Below are 16,744 nucleotides of genomic sequence, written 5' to 3' on the forward strand. Positions count from 1 at the left end.
TAAATACAAAATAAATAGACTGCATCACTCTATGGAAGCAGTGAAACAGTCTAAACAGGCTTATTTATATTATTTCCAACCAACTTCATTAAAAATCATTACGGCTTCCGCATTGTTTTCTCCAAGTTTAGTTAAATTAATATCCTGTTCCTTGAATTCACCCCAGGATTGAAGCAATTCAGATGTTTTTGCATTCGGATTAACAGGGTACTCATAGTTTGCTTCAGCAAAGCGTACTTGAGCTTCCTCGCTGGATAAAAACTCAATTAATTTAATAGCATTTTCTTTATTTTTGGCGTGTTTTGTTACGCCAAGGCCGCTAATATTCACGTGTGTTCCAGTTGTCTCTTGGTTCGGGAAAAATAGTGATAATTGTTCTGCCACTTTTACTTCTTCTGGATCTGCAGAATTTAACATGTTTCCAAAGTAATAGGTGTTAACTACAGCGATATCACCTTCTCCTGCAGCAATGGCTTTTGCTTGATCTCTATCTCCACCTTGTGGTTCGCGTGCCATGTTTTCAACAATACCGTTTGCCCATGACTTTGCATCTTCTGAACCATTTAGCTCAATAAAAGAGGCAAGTAATGACTGATTATAAATATTTTCAGATGATCGAATTAGCACTCTGTCTTCCCACTTCTCATCTGTCAATGCTTCATATGTTGAAAGCTCTGACTCGTCCACTCGATCTTTTGCATAGACAATAACACGTGCACGTTTCGTAAGACCAAACCATTGATTATCGGCGTCACGTAGCTTGTCTGGAATGTTTTCGTTAATTATCGTACTATCTATTGATTGTAATAGGCCTGCTTCTTTTGCACGATATAAACGACCTGCGTCAGCTGTGAAAAACAAATCTGCTTTAGTCGTTTCACCTTCACGATTTAGACGCTCGATTAATTGATCTGATTCACCCTGTACGACATTCACTTTAATACCTGTTTTTTCCGTGAATGCTGAAAAAAGTTCGTTATCTGAATCATAGTGACGACTAGTATAAAGGTTTACAACATCGCTCTCTTCTTTACCTTCATTAGTCTCTGTCTTCCCTTCTGAAGCATCTTCTGTTTCTGTATTTCCACATGCTGATAAGAATAGAGTAGCAGTGAAAAGTAAGATAAGTCCGATTAAAAGACGTTTTTTCATCTTTATGAATCCCCCTATATATATTTTAATTGAAATTGATTCTCACTATCATTTTACTGATAATTTTTTTCATGTCAATTTTTTTATGAAAATACTCAGACGTACCAATTTGAAAAGATGAGTAGTTATTAACGATTGTTGTAGTTATGAAAAGTTGAATGGAAGCGGGTTTACTTATTGTTCTTTTAGACAGATTGATTTTCTTCTATAAACGTTTCTCACGTTATGCTATTGTTAGAAATAGAGAGGATGACATACATTGTTTACCTATACAATTGATGAAGAAATACAACTGAAAAAATTAGAACGATCCGATGCAGCTACAATTTTCGCTTTAACAGATCAATCGCGTACGTATTTGAGAGAATGGTTGCCATGGGTTGATGCAACAAAGACGTTACAAGACACAATTGATTATATCAATGGAACGATCATGGGTTATGCAGACAAAAGATCGTTGACGACAGCTATCATGTATAAAAGGAATATTGTTGGAATAGCTGGTTTCAACTCGATTGATTGGATGAATAAAACCGCTCATATTGGTTATTGGTTGGGTGAACATTATCAAGGCAAAGGGATCATGTCTCGTGTAGTTCGCGGATTAACCACACACGCTTTTGAAGATCTAGGGATGAATCGTGTAGAAATTAGAGCAGCAATAAGAAATCAGAAAAGCAGGTCAGTCCCCGAAAGATTAGGATTTACGTTTGAAGGACGAGTACGACAAGCGGAAAAATTAGCTGATTATTTTGTTGATCACGCCATCTATAGCATGCTAGCAGAGGAATGGCCATTAAAGCCAAACAACGCTTCAACAAAAAATTATATCCTCGATCTTCGTAAATATGTTGGGACACAACCATTAATTATGGCTGGTGCAGGTGTAATGGTCTTTAATGATAAACAAGAGTTATTACTACAGCTGCGTTCTGATACAAATGACTGGGGACTACCAGGCGGAGCAATGGAAATTGGTGAAAATTTAGAAGAAACAGCAAAACGGGAGTTATTAGAGGAAACGGGCTTGCATGCGAATAATCTAAGTTTCGTAAAATTTTTATCAGGTGATCATTTATATGATAAATATCCGAATGGTGACCAAGTTTATCATGTTATTTCACTTTTTAAAACTACGGATGTATCAGGCGAATTACAAATGAATGATGGAGAAAGTGAAGCATTACGTTATTTTTCATTGGAAAATTTACCGACTTCATTGCATAAGATAACCCAAATCATGCTTGAAGCATATCAAAAGGGTGACTAAACGTGGAGAGAAAATCAGCATTGGAATCGGCTAAACTTTTTGTGGATCGTTATTTTCCAAATTGTTGCGCGGCAATTTTAGGAGGGAGTGTCGCTCGAAACGAAGCAACAAGTACTTCTGATTTAGATATTGTCATCATAGATGATACAATAGAACAAAGCTATCGTGAATCATTGATAGCTTTCGGATGGCCCATTGAAGTATTTGTCCATCACGACACTTCCTATTCTTCTTTTTTTTCAATGGATGCGGCTATAGGTAGACCTACCTTACCTCGGATCGTTGCAGAAGGTATCATCATTCGAGATCATGAAATAGTTTCAGTGATGCAAGCAGAAGCAAAAGAAATTGTTGCAAAAGGTCCTGCAGATTGGTCAGACGAAACAATCAAAATTCAGCGTTATACATTGACCGATCTAGTTGATGATTTTGTTGGTGCAATAACACGAGAAGAAACGATTTGCATTGCATTAAGTTTAGCAACGACCTTACAGGAATTTTATTTGCGAATAAATAACCAATGGGTTGGTGAGTCAAAATGGATTTATCGCGAATTAAAAAGCTATGATCCAGACTTTGCTGAACATTATATAAATGTGTTAGAACGCTTTTATAGAAAGGGAGAAAAACAACCACTGATCGACCTCGTTGATGAAGTTTTAATGCCACATGGTGGTAGATTGTTTGAAGGTTTTTCTTTGGGGAAAGAATAACAATAGGGTTGTTTAATGAAATAAAGGAGGGGATAAAATGCGTCTTGCTAATAAAAAAGTGATTGCATTAGTAGAAGATGATTTTGAAGATTTAGAACTATGGTATCCTGTACTACGTCTACGCGAAGAAGGAACAACAGTAGATTTAGTAGGTAAAGAAGCGAATAAAACATATGTTGGAAAATATGGTGTGCCTGCAACTTCTGATAAAGCATTTGGATATGTAGATGTCGCTTCCTATGATGGTATTTTAGTTCCAGGTGGTTGGGCGCCAGATAAATTGAGAAGATACCCAGAAGTAATTGATTTTGTTAAATATATGGATGAAAACAAAAAACCAATCGGGCAAATCTGCCACGCTGGCTGGGTGTTGATTTCAGCTGATATTTTACAAGGAAAGCAAGTAACGAGTACGCCAGGGATTAAAGATGACATGACTAATGCTGGTGCAACGTGGCATGATGAGGCAGTTATTGTAGATGGCCACATTATTTCCAGTCGTCGTCCACCAGATTTACCACCTTATGTCAAAGCATTTGCTGATGAATTAGCAAAAGGCTAAATTTTCACTTTTATTAAGATGGAGTTGTCATTGGTGGCAGCTCCATTTTCTAATTAAGAATAGGAGCGTAAGTGAATATGTTAGATATTATTATTTGGATTTTAATTATTGCGAGTTTTATCTTAAGTTTTGTTGGGATTATCTATCCAATTATTCCTTCTCCACTCATGTTGTGGATCGGGTTTGTACTATATTACTTTACATTTGATCCTGAATTCACCTGGATATTCTGGTCATCGATGGCGATTTTAACGATTATACTTATCGTTTCTGATATTTTTGCCAATGGATATTTTGTTAAAAAATATGGTGGCAGTAAATGGGGAGAACGAGCGGCTGGAGTAGCTGTGATTGTTGGTTCGTTTATCATCCCACCATTCGGTATTTTAATCGTCCCTTTTGTGGTAGTCATACTAATTGAATTGATGCAAAAACGAACAGGTAAAGAAGCGATTCGAGCTGCAATTGGATCATTATTTGGCTTTTTAGGTGGCGTTGTTGCAAAAGTGCTAATTCAATTAATGATGATTGTGTGGTTTTTTGTCTCTATGGCTATTTGGTAAGGTAGTAGAAGAAAGGTAAGGTGTTTGCTATGAAAGCACGGGTATTAAGTATAGCGGGATCAGCTGCGCAAGGTAGTGCAGGGATTCAAGCAGATTTAAAAACATTTCAAGAATGTGATGTGTATGGGATGGCTGCAATTACTGCCATTGTAGCGAATAATAGTAAAACAGAACAAGGAATTTTTATACATGATAAAGAAATAGTAAGAGCACAGTATGAAGCAGCGTTGGAGCATGTCGGTGTAGATGCCATTAAGACAGGTATGCTTTTTTCAAAAGAACTGATCGAGGAAATTGCAACTTGGTTACAGGATTGTCCTGCTAAACAGATTGTAGTAGACCCTGTGATGATCGGTAAAATGGGCTCGCAGCTTTTAGCAGATGATGCGATTGCGGTATTAAAAGAAAATTTGATTCCATTAGCAACAATTATTACACCAAATTTGTATGAGGCAGGAAAACTATTGAATAGAGAAACGTTAATTGGTAATGTTGAAGAAATGGAAGAAGCTGCAAAAGCGTTGTTTCAATTAGGCTCGAATTATGTGCTAATCAAAGGTGGAGCACTGAAAGACCGAGCCGTTGATGTGTTATATGATGGAGAAACGTTCACGTATTATGAAAAACCGAGAGTGAACACGATTCATACAAGTGGTGCCGGTTGTAGTTATGCTTCTGCCATAGCAGCCGAATTAGCTAAAGGAAAAACGATCGAAAAAGCGGTGGGATTAGCGAAAGATTTCGTTCATGCCGCAATAAGTCATGCGCTATCCTTTGGTCGAGGTGTTGGCTCTACTAACCATGCTGCAAGAAGAAATAATGAATAGAATTGAATTTAGTTTTTACATAAATTTAAATTTTACAAATAATTAGTCTGATAGCCTTATTTTCTATTGAAATTGAAACATTTCATCTGTTCTTTCCGTACGTATGAACATACTAGAATGTAGTTTAGAAATAATGCATAAGTTTCGCTTTCTCTAATACTATATTACTGTTATATTATATAGTGTTCAACACTACAAAATTGAACAGACTATATTAAAAAAGATTAATTGTTTTATAAAAAAAGGAGAGATTTCTATGAAACGTACACCAGAAATTGTTATAGGGATTATTGGTGTAGTTGTTTACGGCTTTACAGCGATTATGGGTGGAACGATGCTTTGGATGAGAGGAAACGAAGCAACAGTTAAATCTATATACGATGATGTAGTAGAGCAAAATCCAGGTCTGGCAATACCAGATTATCAAACATTTCTTGATTCAATGGGGGCAGGTGCAACAATTTTGATTGTTGTTTCTATTGTAGCTATGCTTTGTGGAATTATCGCTATGATTTTTCTTAAAGGAAATAGCAGACCAAAAGCAGCTGGAATTCTATTCATTACATCTGCAGCAATTGTGGTAATATTACCACTAGGAATCAGCTCATTTTCATCCGTCTTTTACCTAACAGCAGGTATCATGTCACTAGTAAGAAAACCAAAAGAACCAATCGCAACACTATAATAGAATGGGACATTGGGGTCAGACCCTTTTGTCCCATTTTAGTATATGTCTGGGCGGCGATCATCGAAAATAGGGATGGTTTTTCGTATTGTATTTACGTCGGATAAATTGATAGAATCACAGACTATTTCTTCTTCTGTGCCTGCTTGTCTAATTACTTCTCCCCACGGATTAATAATCATCGAATGTCCACCAAATGTGTTATTTGGATCTTCTCCAACGCGATTGCAAGCAATAACATAGCACTGATTTTCGATTGCACGAGCAATTAATAGTGCCTTCCAATGATCAATCCTAGCCAGTGGCCATTGAGCAACAACAAAAAGCATGGCTGCTCCACTAGTCATATGTGTCTGAATCCATTCTGGGAAACGAATATCATAGCATATCACACCAGCACTTGGTTGATCTTCTATCGAAAATAATCCAGTATCATTTCCTGGTATTAAAAAGGCTTCTTCGTTCATTAATCGGAAAAGGTGTGCCTTGTCATATGTTGAAATGAGTTCACCCTTTCGATTTATAACCAACATCGTATTCGATACCCCTTTAGACGTTTGTTTCGCAACAGAACCTCCAACAATATTCACATGATAATACTTAGCTAATTGTTTTAAAAACCCAATCGAATCTTTGGCACCTTCATCGGCAATGTCATCTAGTCGATCTAAATCGTATCCAGTAGTCCATAATTCAGGAAGAACAACAATGTCGACAGTAGAATCGATTTTTTTAAAATATTGTTCGATGCTCTTCTTGTTTGCTTCCGGTTCTCCAAATACAATATCCATTTGAAATAAAGCCATACGTAGATTCATTAGAAAATCAGCTCCTCATATCTATGTAATGTAGTATTATCCCATCATAAGAAAGCGGTGTCAATTGACTCGTTTGTTAATTTTCCGCTGGATAATCGTGAATATATTTTTTTCAGAGACAATCTATTTCATTTGTATTACAATTGTATTTTTTTGAAAAATGTCACAGTGTTTTATCGTAGGAAATGGTAGAATGAAAAATAAGAAAATTTAATCATAAAATAGGAAAGGTGATTAATATGAAGCAAATTCGAACCATCTTGTTTATTGCAGCAATCTTTGTCATCGGCATAGGGGTTTATATATATATGAATACAGAGGAAAAAGAGGAAGCGACAGAACAGGTAAATGTGAAACAATTAGTTGCAGATTATAGTAGTAATCAAACGAGTAAGGAAGCCGCTTCGATTACTTCCGAGCAATTAATTGTCACAACGAGTGATAATAGTGAAAAAGCGTATCAGCTACCAAGTGATGAATTTTTTGTTTCGATTGCACCTTATGTTAATACAACACATCCGTGCGCGATTCATAGTTTAACAGGTTGCCAGGGTGAATTAGCAAATGAATCATTTGATGTTTATATAGAAGATGAGGACGGGAAAGCAGTTGTAGATGAAACGATGGAAGCACAAGCGAATGGATTTATCGATTTATGGTTACCACGTGACAAGGAATATGATGTATCAATAAGTTATGACGGTAAAGAAACGACTTCAGCTATTTCTACATTCGAAGGTGATAATACGTGTATCACGACAATGCAATTATCATAATACACGCCGAGTTGGTAAAACAGTTCAGTAGATAAATACTGGGCTGTTTTTTTATTTGTTTTATATTGACAAATATATTATATTTGTATATATTGTACATATAATATATATACAATATGAACAGTGAGGTGACACTATGCATATCCTGCTGTCTAACACGAGTAAAGAACCGCTATTTCAACAAATAAAAGAACAAATCAAACAACAAATTTATCAAGAAGAATTAAAAGAAGGAGAGGCACTTCCTTCAATAAGGTTACTTGCTAAACAATTGCAAGTAAGTGTTATTACAACAAAGCGTGCTTATGAAGATTTAGAAAAAGAAGGATTTCTCGTCTCTTCTGTAGGAAAAGGAACCTTTGTTGCAGGCCAGCAACCGCATATTTTGAAGGAAAGACAAATACAAGAATTAGAAAATGACTTAGAACAGATCGTTGAAAAAGCCCAACAAATAGGCTTAACGAAGCAAGCGTTTATTGAAAGAATAGATCTATTTTTTGATTAACAGAATGGAGGCTTTCAAATGGATGTTATTGAAGTGAGGAATGTTTCTGAGAAGTTGGATCAATTTTGGATAAAAGATTTGAATTTTTCCATACCAAAAGGCTATGTGACTGGATTTATTGGTCAAAATGGTAGCGGAAAGACAACCACGATTCAAATGATAATGGATGTGATTCGACCGAAACAAGGAGAAATTAAAGTCTTTGGATCATCAAACACAAATTCAGAAATAAAGCAGCGGATTGGATTCGTTTATGATGAGTTGTATATGTATGATAATTTTACCATTAGTCATATGTATAAATTCATTGCACCACTATATGAGTCATGGGATGATACACTGTTTGAACGTTATCGTAGCGCATTTGAATTACCAATGAAGCAAAAATTAAAAACATTTTCAAAAGGGATGAAGATGAAAACATCACTTCTTTTTGCATTAGCACACGATCCAGAGCTACTCATTATGGATGAACCAACAGCCGGATTAGATCCCGTGTTCAGGCGAGAGCTAATGGATTTATTACAAGAACTTATGCTTGATTCAGAACGAACAATCTTCTTTTTGACACATATTACAAACGACTTAGATCGGTTAGCTGATTATATTGTATTTATTGACAATGGACAAATTAAACTACAAAAAAGTATGACCGAGATAGAAGAGGAGTTTCATTTAATAAAAGGAACGAGAGAACAACTTACTGCCATTGGACGTGATGCTTTCTTGGGAGTACGTGAAACAAAGCAAGGATTTACGGGCCTATTTCAAGGAGATAGCACAACACTTGCTTCGAACAATCATGAGATGATAGTGGAAAAACCTTCCCTAGAAGATATGATGTATCTGATGAAAGGTAAAAAGGGGTCGTGGCAGCTGTGAAATATTTTCAGTTAGTGATCGGTCTGTACTGGAAAACGCTCATGCCTTTATTTTTGCTGAATATATTGCTATTTTTCGTTTTGCATTATTTAAATACTTCACCATATGTTTTGTCGTTGCTTGTAAACTTACTTATGTTTTATTCGGTTGCAGAAAAGCAAGAAAAATTTAAAGCTCAACGGTTTGTATTAAGCTTACCAATTTCAAGATCGTTTTATGTACTTCTTTACTATGTATTTATCGTACTCTATATTACTTTGCTAGGCTTAGCAATGTGGGGTGGATATGAATTACTGCATATTTTTTCTCCTGATAGATTTACGATACAAGAGATTGGATCACATGTGTTTGTTTACGCGTTATTTATTATCATGCTAGCAAGTATATTGATCCCATTGTTGTTTCGTTTTAAACCAGAAACAATTGAAGCTAGAATCGTTGTTTCGCTTACTCTTTTCATTTTTATAATTCTATCCGGTTCAAATCGAAATTTTCTAGTAGATTATTTTTTACAAGACCAAGGTAATCTTGTTGGATTAAGTACGGTTTGCATTGCTTCGTTTGTTGTGTCTTTTATAATTTCAAAACAAATAATGGAGAAAAAAGTAGTGCTTTAATGATAGGAGGTAATTCCCTTGCAAACAATGCTGATGTTATGGAAAAAAGATTTCTTCATTATGTATAAACTATTTTTAGTGATGTTCGCTGCTATATTTCTCTTTGGTGCAATAGGGCAAACGGTTTTATTTATTGTTTATTTCATTATATTATTTTGCTTTTCTATCTTTAGGGAAGATAAAAATAATCGTATAAATATTTTTATAAAGAGCTTACCTATAAGTGCAAAAAAGATGGTTTATAGTAGATATGTTTTTTTATTTGTTTCTGTTGTACTATTTATGACACTGTTAAGGTTAATGAACATGTGGGCCACTATTTCTAGAGGAAAAGGAGCTTCCGCATTTGTTTTTCCATTTCGAATGGAAGATTTTATTTATGCATTTGTTATTGTAATACTTGTTTTAAGTATTAGTTTACCAATATTCTATCTCTTTCAAAAAAAACTATTATTGGAAGTATTATTGTTTATCTGGTTCGCGCTGTGGGCTTTTGCTATTTACCAGTCCGGTCAATTCGCTGAAAAACAAACGCAATATGATTTTTTAGAAAGATTAACTTATGGAATATCTGATTGGTTGGAAATGATTATGCCGTTTTCACCAAGCGTGAGTATGATTGTCGCATTATTATTGTATGGATTTTCTATGTTGCTGACTGAGCAGATCCTCAAGCGTCGCTCATAATAGTGAGGATTTTTCTTTAAAAATCTTTCTCAAAACAAGCTGCAATGTGGTATCTTAAATATAAGCAATTTCTGAAGTGAGCAAAGAAAGAAGGAGCATAAAAATGTCAAAGATTAAAGTTGGAATTGTTTTCGGTGGTAAATCTGCTGAGCATGAGGTTTCACTCCAATCAGCAAAAAATATTGTCGATGCAATCGATAAATCGAAATATGAAGTTGTTTTATTAGGGATAGATAAACAGGGGAAATGGCACATCAATGACCCATCCTCTTATTTATTACATGAAGAAAATCCAAAATTAATTCAATTAAATAAAAGTAATCAGCAAGTGGCGGTTGTTCCTGGTGAAGCAGAGGCGCAACTAGTCAATGTGTCAAACGCAAATCCACTTGATCAAGTTGATGTTGTTTTTCCAATTGTCCATGGAACACTTGGTGAAGATGGAAGTATCCAAGGAATGATGCGCATAGCTAACCTTCCATTTGTCGGAACAGATGTGTTAGGATCTGCTGTGAGTATGGATAAAGATGTTGCGAAGCGATTGTTACAAGGCGCAGGAATATCAGTTGCTAAAGGAATGACTTTTAGAAAAAGTAAGCAAGATAAGATCAATTTTGAAGAAGTAAAAGCAGCGCTAGGGTTACCGATGTTTATTAAACCTGCTAATCAGGGCTCATCTGTAGGAGTTAGCAAAGTGCGTGATGAGCAAGAATTTTACCAAGGTATGAAAGATGCATTTCAATACGACCATAAAGTTTTAGTAGAAGAGGCAATTATCGGTCGAGAAATTGAATGTGCAGTACTAGGAAATGAAGATCCGACTGCCTCATTACCAGGAGAAATTTTACCACAGACTGACTTCTATTCCTATGAATCAAAATATATTGATGAAACAGGTGCAGAACTTGCAGCGCCAGCTGATTTGTCTGAAGCGTTAACCAAAAAAGTACAACAAGCGGCGGTAGATGTATTCCAAACGTTAGATTGTGAAGGAATGGCTCGTGTGGACTTTTTCTTACAAGAGAATGGCGAGCTCGTCGTAAATGAAGTCAATACACTTCCGGGATTCACGAAAATTAGCATGTATCCAAGGTTATGGGATATAAGTGGAATACCATATCCAGAGCTAATTGATCGCTTGATTATGTTGGCGATTGAACGTCACGATCGCAACAATCAACTTAAGAATACAGTGCTAGATGACTAATATTAATAGTAAGAGATCAAATCAAGAAGCGATTTGATCTCTTTTCATATCTGTTTTGGATGATTTTTTGCTAAAAAATGCTCATCTCCGGTTTTGGGAGATGAGCTCAGCAGAATATATCGGCGCTCAGCAGAATATATCGGCGCTCAGCAGAATATATCGGCGCTCAGCAGAATATATCGGCGCTCAGCAGAATATATCGGCGCTCAGCAGAATATATCGGCGCTCAGCGGAATATATCGGCGGAAATAATCGAATCACAAAAAGTGGGGGAAATAAAATGAAAATCAGAGTCGCTTCAGCAGCGGATTATGCAGCAATTGCAAAGGTGCACGTAGACAGTTGGCGTGAAACGTATCGGGAAATCGTACCGCAATCCTATTTGGATCAATTATCATACGATGAAAAGGTAGCACTCTGGCAGAAGATACTTGCTAGCGGAGCAAAAGTTTTCGTAGCAGAGAATGACCAAGGTCAAATTGTGGGTTTTGCTAATGGGGGAAAGGAACGCACAGGAGATTATTCACTCTATCAAGGAGAAGTGTACGCGGTTTATTTACTCCAATCGTACCAAAACAAAGGAATAGGAAAAGAATTACTCCAACGTGTAACAGCAAATCTAAAAAAACAAAAATTAAATGGTGTACTCATATGGGTATTAGCAGATAATCCGTCGGTAGGTTTTTACCAAGCAATTGGTGGGGAAAAGGTAGATGAAGAGGAAATAAACATTGGAGGGAAAAAATTAATAGAAGCAGCTTATGGTTTGATGGATGATTCTTCCAAAAGTTAATAGAGAGGTGTTTGCATGAGTGAAAAATGGCTGGATTGGGCAAAAAGAATGCAAGCAATTGCCCAATCTGGGTTAACTTTTTCAAAAGATGTGTTCGATCAAGAACGGTATCAAGAATTAAGTGAGTTAAGTGTGGAAATTTTGCATGAATATACCGATGTAAATACAGATAAGATAACGGAGCTATTTACAAATGAGACAGGTTATCCAACGCCAAAAGTAGATGTCCGTGCTGCTATTTTTAAAAATGATCAACTATTGTTAGTGAAGGAAAAGTCTGATGATGCATGGGCTTTACCGGGTGGCTTCTGTGAAATAGGATCGTCCGCTTCTGAAAATGTCAAAAAAGAAGTGAAGGAAGAATCGGGTCTAATGGTTGAACCTAGTAGATTACTAGCTGTATTAGATAAAAATAAACATGATCATCCACCAGATCCGTATCACTTTTATAAAATGTTTATCTATTGTGACATTGTAGGCGGAGACACGCAAGCTGGTATAGAAACAAAAAATGTGCAATTTTTCTCTGAAGATAACTTGCCAAGCCTATCATTAAAACGGAACACAGAGTCACAAGTTAAGATGATGTTTGATTTCGTAAAAAATCCTACAAAGCCCACACTGTTTGATTAGATTACAATTTCAATGCTATTTTCGTAAAATCTAAATTAATCACAAACGAAAAATCCACTCTATCATCACAGATAGAGTGGAAAACGCGTTATTCTTTTTTATTCCTTTGTCGTCTCCAAACAAAATAACCAATTCCACCAGCGATTGCAAAAATGATTAGTATTGGTAAATTACCGATTAAAAAGATAATCATACTAGAACCAGCTGATAACAAGAAGTTAACACTTCGCTTCATCTGTTCTTGAACTTTATCCCATGTGTTTAAATCTTCATCTTGAACAATATCAACTCGTCTTTCTTGAATATGCAAAGACACGGTAGCAAAATCTGATTTATTTTTTAAATAATTCATTCTCCCGGTGATTTGCTCGATCTCTTCTTGAACGTTGGCAAGATCATTAGAAATTTTCAATAGATCCTCTGTCTTTTCTGCTTGCTCCATAAAGGCAAGTAGTCTTTTTTCAACAACTTGTTTCGACTTTAATCTGGCTTCAAGATCGACATATTGTTCAGTCACATCTTCACCAGAGATGTTTTTTTGCGTAACTTTCATATCGCTTTTTTCCACCATCGAAATAAAAGCTTCAAATTGTTCTTGCGGAATTCGCGCAGTAATTGTTCCTTCATGTACATTTTTCTCTATTTGGTAGGAGTCTGAGGAGACAATGTAACCGCCTGCCCCATCAATTTCTTTCTCTAATCGCTCAATCGTCCCCTGAAAATCCTTTACTTCTAACGTGACATTCGCATTGTAAATAATTTTACGGTCTGTTTCCGCACCTTTAGGAAGTTCTTCTCCGTCCTGTTGTTCAGCTTGCTCACTTGTTTCATTTACCGCTCCTTCTTTTGAGTTGGATGAGAACGATTCACCCATCGCGGCGTCTTCAGTTGCTATTTCTGACGAATAATCGGCTCCATCATCACTACTTCCATTACCACTACAACCAAATAATATAAAAACAAACAACAATACAAACAGGACTCTAAACATTTTGGACATTATATTACCCTCCTTTAAACGTTCTTTTCCTAATAGTCGTTTTAAACTAAATAAAGTTTCAAGTTTGCATAATTATGAAATAATCTTACACGCGTGCTTCTTTATTAATGCTTATACTTAGATATTTATAATATTACATCGTTATTTTAACAATAATAAAAAAGATTGTAAAAATTCTAATAAATCACTTGAATTAATATACTATTTAATGCATAATAATTCATACAAACAAAATAAACGTTCATAAAGAAACATATAAAATGTTAGGAGAGGTTATATATGGCGAAGGAAAAAGTAGTGTTAGCATATTCTGGAGGATTAGATACATCCGTTGCAATTAAGTGGCTTCAAGATCAGTACAATTATGACGTGATTGCTGTTGGATTGGATGTAGGAGAGGGGAAAGATTTAGAATTTGTCAAAAAGAAAGCATTAGACGTTGGTGCGATTAAATCATATTCCGTTGATGCAAAGGCGTTATTTTCAGAAGAATATGTGCTGCCAGCATTACAAGCAAATTTATTGTATGAACAAAAGTATCCACTTATTTCTGCATTGTCACGTCCGTTAATTGCTAAGATATTAGTTGATATTGCAGAACAAGAAGGAGCAGTTGCAGTAGCGCATGGCTGTACTGGTAAAGGAAATGACCAGGTTCGTTTCGATGTAGCATTTACTGCCCTCAATCCATCCTTGAAAATTGTCGCGCCAGTTCGTGAATGGAAGATGACAAGGGATGAAGAGATAAATTATGCACAAGAAAATGGTATTCCTGTTCCGGTTGGGTTAGAAAGCCCGTATAGTGTCGATGAAAATTTATGGGGACGTAGTAATGAATGTGGTATTTTAGAAGATCCTTGGGCGGAAGCACCAAAGGATGCATTTGATTTAACGACAGATCCAATTGATGCGCCGGATACGCCAGAAACAATTCAAATCGCTTTTGAACAAGGGAAACCAGTATCTATTGATGGCAAGGTGTACCCGTTAGAAGAGTTAATTTTAAAACTAAACAAAATTGCAGGAAAACATGGTGTTGGACGTATTGATCATGTTGAAAATAGATTAGTAGGTATTAAATCTCGTGAAATTTATGAAGCACCAGCTGCTTTAACATTAATTGCTGCTCATCAAGAACTAGAAGCATTGACTTTACCTAGAGAAGTAGCGCAATTTAAGCCAACCATTGAGCAAAAATTAGCACAAACAATTTATGATGGATTATGGTATTCTCCATTAACTAGTGCATTACAAGCTTTTATAAAAGAAACACAAACGTATGTATCTGGAACAGTAAAAGTAAAGTTATATAAAGGCCATGCACAAGTGGTTGGTCGTGAGTCAAAACATTCGTTGTATGATATGGATCTTGCAACATATACAAAGGGTGATGCATTTGATCATGACGCAGCATTAGGATTTATTAAACTGTGGGGATTGCCAACACAAGTGCATGAAACAGTTACAGGTGCACAACAACAAAAGAAAACATCGATTACTAAAACAACGATAGATGTAAAGGAAGCGATTAAGCAATGAAACTATGGGGCGGAAGATTTACCAAGCCAACGAATCAATTAGTGGATGAATATACAGCATCCATTCGATTTGACCAAAAATTAGCCGCTTTTGATATTCAAGGTAGTCTCGCCCACGTAGCTATGCTTGCCAAATGCGAGATTATTTCACAAAAAGATGCTGATACGATTGCAAAAGGTTTAAAGATAGTCGCAGAAAAAATTGAAAATGAAGAAGCGGAATTAACTGAAGCGAATGAAGATATTCATATGAATGTGGAGAAGCTATTAATTGATGAGGTCGGAGCTGTTGGCGGAAAATTGCATACCGGTCGAAGTAGAAATGATCAGGTAGCTTTAGATATGCGTTTATATTTACGTGATGCTTTAGTAACGATTACTGAACTATTAGGTCAATTGCAGCAAGCGTTATATACACAAGCACAGCAAAATTTAGACACTGTGTTACCAGGCTATACGCACTTGCAACGTGCACAGCCAGTGTTATTTGCGCATCATATGATGGCGTATGTATTCATGTTCCAGCGTGATATGGAGCGTATTATTGATAGCTGGAAACGTGTCAATCGTTCACCGTTAGGGGCAGGCGCATTAGCTGGTACTTCTTTTGTAATTGATCGTCATTATGTAGCGGAAGCATTAGCTTTTGATGGTGTCACTGAGAATAGTTTGGATTCGGTAAGTGATCGTGATTTCGTTGTTGAATTTTTAGCTGATGCTTCATTGATTATTACTCACTTGTCACGTTTATCCGAAGAACTAGTGCAATGGTCGAGTGCTGAGTTTGATTTTATTGAATTAGACGATGCTTTTTGTACGGGAAGTAGTATGATGCCTCAAAAGAAAAATCCCGATGTACCAGAATTAGTTCGTGGAAAGACGGGGCGTGTCGTTGGTCACTTGATGGGCATGTTAACCACATTAAAAGGATTGCCGCTCGCTTATAATAAAGATATGCAAGAAGATAAAGAAGGTATGTTTGATACGGTTGAGACATTGAAGGGTGCGCTAGCATTATTTGCACCGATGATTGAAACAATGCATGTCAAAAAAGAAAAGATGTACGAAGCAGTTGCAAAAGATTATTCCAATGCAACGGACTTAGCTGATTATTTGGTTGTAAAAAATATACCTTTTCGGGAAGCGCACGCAATTGTTGGGCAAACCGTGCTTTACAGTATCGAACAACAAAAGTATTTGCTTGATTTAACATTAGCAGAGTTCAAACAATTTTCTGATGCAATAGAAGCTGACATTTATGATGTGTTAGCACCTAAATCAGTTGTGAACGCAAGGAATGTAGCAGGAGGCACAGCCAAAAACAGAGTAGAAGAACAACTTAAACAAGCAGAAGCACTGTTAGAGGCAAATCACACGTGGATAAAGGAAAAATCAACCATCCTACAAAAATTAACACTAGATAAATAAATTATCTTAGAAACTGAAAAACTAGCATCACGCTAGTTTTCTTTTGAGAATCATGTATATTTATTTAAATTTAAGTATAATTATAAGT

19 protein-coding genes are annotated in these 16,744 nt (G+C 36.1%); 16 read left to right on the plus strand and 3 right to left on the minus strand.

Annotation, left to right across the window (positions count from 1 at the left end; genetic code table 11):
* Nucleotides 1–69 precede the first annotated feature (69 nt).
* A complete protein-coding gene (locus HP569_RS08135) occupies nucleotides 70–1,152 on the minus strand; it encodes a Fe(3+) ABC transporter substrate-binding protein (protein WP_182200672.1) in 1,083 nt (360 codons plus the stop codon).
* A gap of 259 nt (nucleotides 1,153–1,411) precedes the next feature.
* On the opposite strand from HP569_RS08135, the gene HP569_RS14565 reads away from it, so the two are divergent.
* The 6 genes from HP569_RS14565 (at nucleotide 1,412) to HP569_RS08165 (ending at nucleotide 5,772) form a co-directional block, all read left to right on the plus strand.
* Entirely contained in the window at nucleotides 1,412–2,422 is a 1,011-nt protein-coding gene (locus HP569_RS14565) for a GNAT family N-acetyltransferase (RefSeq protein WP_182200673.1), read from the plus strand.
* Nucleotides 2,423–2,424: 2 nt separating this feature from the next.
* Nucleotides 2,425–3,135 carry a nucleotidyltransferase domain-containing protein gene (locus HP569_RS08145; protein WP_182200674.1) on the plus strand — a complete coding sequence of 237 codons (711 nt, stop codon included), beginning with the start codon at nucleotides 2,425–2,427 and terminating at the stop codon, nucleotides 3,133–3,135.
* A gap of 37 nt (nucleotides 3,136–3,172) precedes the next feature.
* Complete coding sequence (locus HP569_RS08150; protein WP_182200675.1) at nucleotides 3,173–3,697, plus strand: type 1 glutamine amidotransferase domain-containing protein; 525 nt, start codon at nucleotides 3,173–3,175, stop codon at nucleotides 3,695–3,697.
* 77 nt (nucleotides 3,698–3,774) lie between these two features.
* Entirely contained in the window at nucleotides 3,775–4,260 is a 486-nt protein-coding gene (locus HP569_RS08155) for a DUF456 domain-containing protein (protein ID WP_182200676.1), read from the plus strand.
* Nucleotides 4,261–4,289: 29 nt separating this feature from the next.
* Nucleotides 4,290–5,087: a bifunctional hydroxymethylpyrimidine kinase/phosphomethylpyrimidine kinase gene (gene thiD, locus HP569_RS08160; protein WP_182200745.1), complete on the plus strand. Its 798-nt coding sequence runs from the start codon at nucleotides 4,290–4,292 to the stop codon at nucleotides 5,085–5,087.
* 256 nt (nucleotides 5,088–5,343) lie between these two features.
* On the plus strand, nucleotides 5,344–5,772 hold the full coding sequence (locus HP569_RS08165) for a DUF4064 domain-containing protein (protein ID WP_182200677.1): 429 nt from the start codon (nucleotides 5,344–5,346) through the stop codon (nucleotides 5,770–5,772).
* A 38-nt stretch (nucleotides 5,773–5,810) separates the two neighbouring features.
* Here the strand turns inward: HP569_RS08165 and HP569_RS08170 are convergent, their stop codons facing one another.
* Nucleotides 5,811–6,590, minus strand: a complete 780-nt coding sequence (locus HP569_RS08170) for a carbon-nitrogen family hydrolase (RefSeq protein WP_182200678.1) — start codon at nucleotides 6,588–6,590, stop codon at nucleotides 5,811–5,813.
* Nucleotides 6,591–6,829: 239 nt separating this feature from the next.
* On the opposite strand from HP569_RS08170, the gene HP569_RS08175 reads away from it, so the two are divergent.
* From HP569_RS08175 to HP569_RS08210, 8 genes are all read left to right on the plus strand, one after another.
* Entirely contained in the window at nucleotides 6,830–7,366 is a 537-nt protein-coding gene (locus HP569_RS08175; protein WP_182200679.1) for a CueP family metal-binding protein, read from the plus strand.
* Nucleotides 7,367–7,502: 136 nt separating this feature from the next.
* Nucleotides 7,503–7,871 (plus strand): GntR family transcriptional regulator, encoded by a 369-nt coding sequence (locus HP569_RS08180; RefSeq protein WP_182200680.1) that lies wholly within the window; start codon nucleotides 7,503–7,505, stop codon nucleotides 7,869–7,871.
* Nucleotides 7,872–7,889: 18 nt separating this feature from the next.
* Nucleotides 7,890–8,753 (plus strand): ABC transporter ATP-binding protein, encoded by an 864-nt coding sequence (locus HP569_RS08185; protein ID WP_182200681.1) that lies wholly within the window; start codon nucleotides 7,890–7,892, stop codon nucleotides 8,751–8,753.
* A 14-nt stretch (nucleotides 8,754–8,767) separates the two neighbouring features.
* Nucleotides 8,768–9,370: an ABC-2 transporter permease gene (locus tag HP569_RS08190; protein WP_281366448.1), complete on the plus strand. Its 603-nt coding sequence runs from the start codon at nucleotides 8,768–8,770 to the stop codon at nucleotides 9,368–9,370.
* A 27-nt stretch (nucleotides 9,371–9,397) separates the two neighbouring features.
* Nucleotides 9,398–10,057 carry an ABC-2 transporter permease gene (locus tag HP569_RS08195; RefSeq protein WP_246367023.1) on the plus strand — a complete coding sequence of 220 codons (660 nt, stop codon included), beginning with the start codon at nucleotides 9,398–9,400 and terminating at the stop codon, nucleotides 10,055–10,057.
* A gap of 103 nt (nucleotides 10,058–10,160) precedes the next feature.
* A complete protein-coding gene (gene ddlA, locus HP569_RS08200; RefSeq protein WP_182200684.1) occupies nucleotides 10,161–11,264 on the plus strand; it encodes a D-alanine--D-alanine ligase in 1,104 nt (367 codons plus the stop codon).
* A gap of 100 nt (nucleotides 11,265–11,364) precedes the next feature.
* Nucleotides 11,365–12,057, plus strand: a complete 693-nt coding sequence (locus tag HP569_RS08205; protein WP_343051112.1) for a GNAT family N-acetyltransferase — start codon at nucleotides 11,365–11,367, stop codon at nucleotides 12,055–12,057.
* 15 nt (nucleotides 12,058–12,072) lie between these two features.
* The gene (locus tag HP569_RS08210) at nucleotides 12,073–12,690 is read left to right on the plus strand and encodes an NUDIX hydrolase (RefSeq protein ID WP_182200685.1); all 618 of its coding nucleotides are present in this window, start codon (nucleotides 12,073–12,075) and stop codon (nucleotides 12,688–12,690) included.
* 88 nt (nucleotides 12,691–12,778) lie between these two features.
* Here the strand turns inward: HP569_RS08210 and HP569_RS08215 are convergent, their stop codons facing one another.
* Complete coding sequence (locus HP569_RS08215; RefSeq protein ID WP_182200686.1) at nucleotides 12,779–13,690, minus strand: DUF4349 domain-containing protein; 912 nt, start codon at nucleotides 13,688–13,690, stop codon at nucleotides 12,779–12,781.
* A 279-nt stretch (nucleotides 13,691–13,969) separates the two neighbouring features.
* Between HP569_RS08215 and HP569_RS08220 the strand changes: the two genes are divergently transcribed.
* Nucleotides 13,970–15,229, plus strand: a complete 1,260-nt coding sequence (locus HP569_RS08220) for an argininosuccinate synthase (RefSeq protein WP_182200687.1) — start codon at nucleotides 13,970–13,972, stop codon at nucleotides 15,227–15,229.
* Nucleotides 15,226–16,656, plus strand: a complete 1,431-nt coding sequence (argH, locus tag HP569_RS08225) for an argininosuccinate lyase (protein ID WP_182200688.1) — start codon at nucleotides 15,226–15,228, stop codon at nucleotides 16,654–16,656. The genes HP569_RS08220 and argH overlap by 4 nt, the downstream gene beginning before the upstream one ends.
* The last annotated feature ends 88 nt before the right edge of the window (nucleotides 16,657–16,744 follow it).

The sequence above is a fragment of the Paraliobacillus salinarum genome, from assembly GCF_014083865.1.
Lineage (GTDB): Bacteria > Bacillota > Bacilli > Bacillales > Amphibacillaceae > Paraliobacillus > Paraliobacillus salinarum.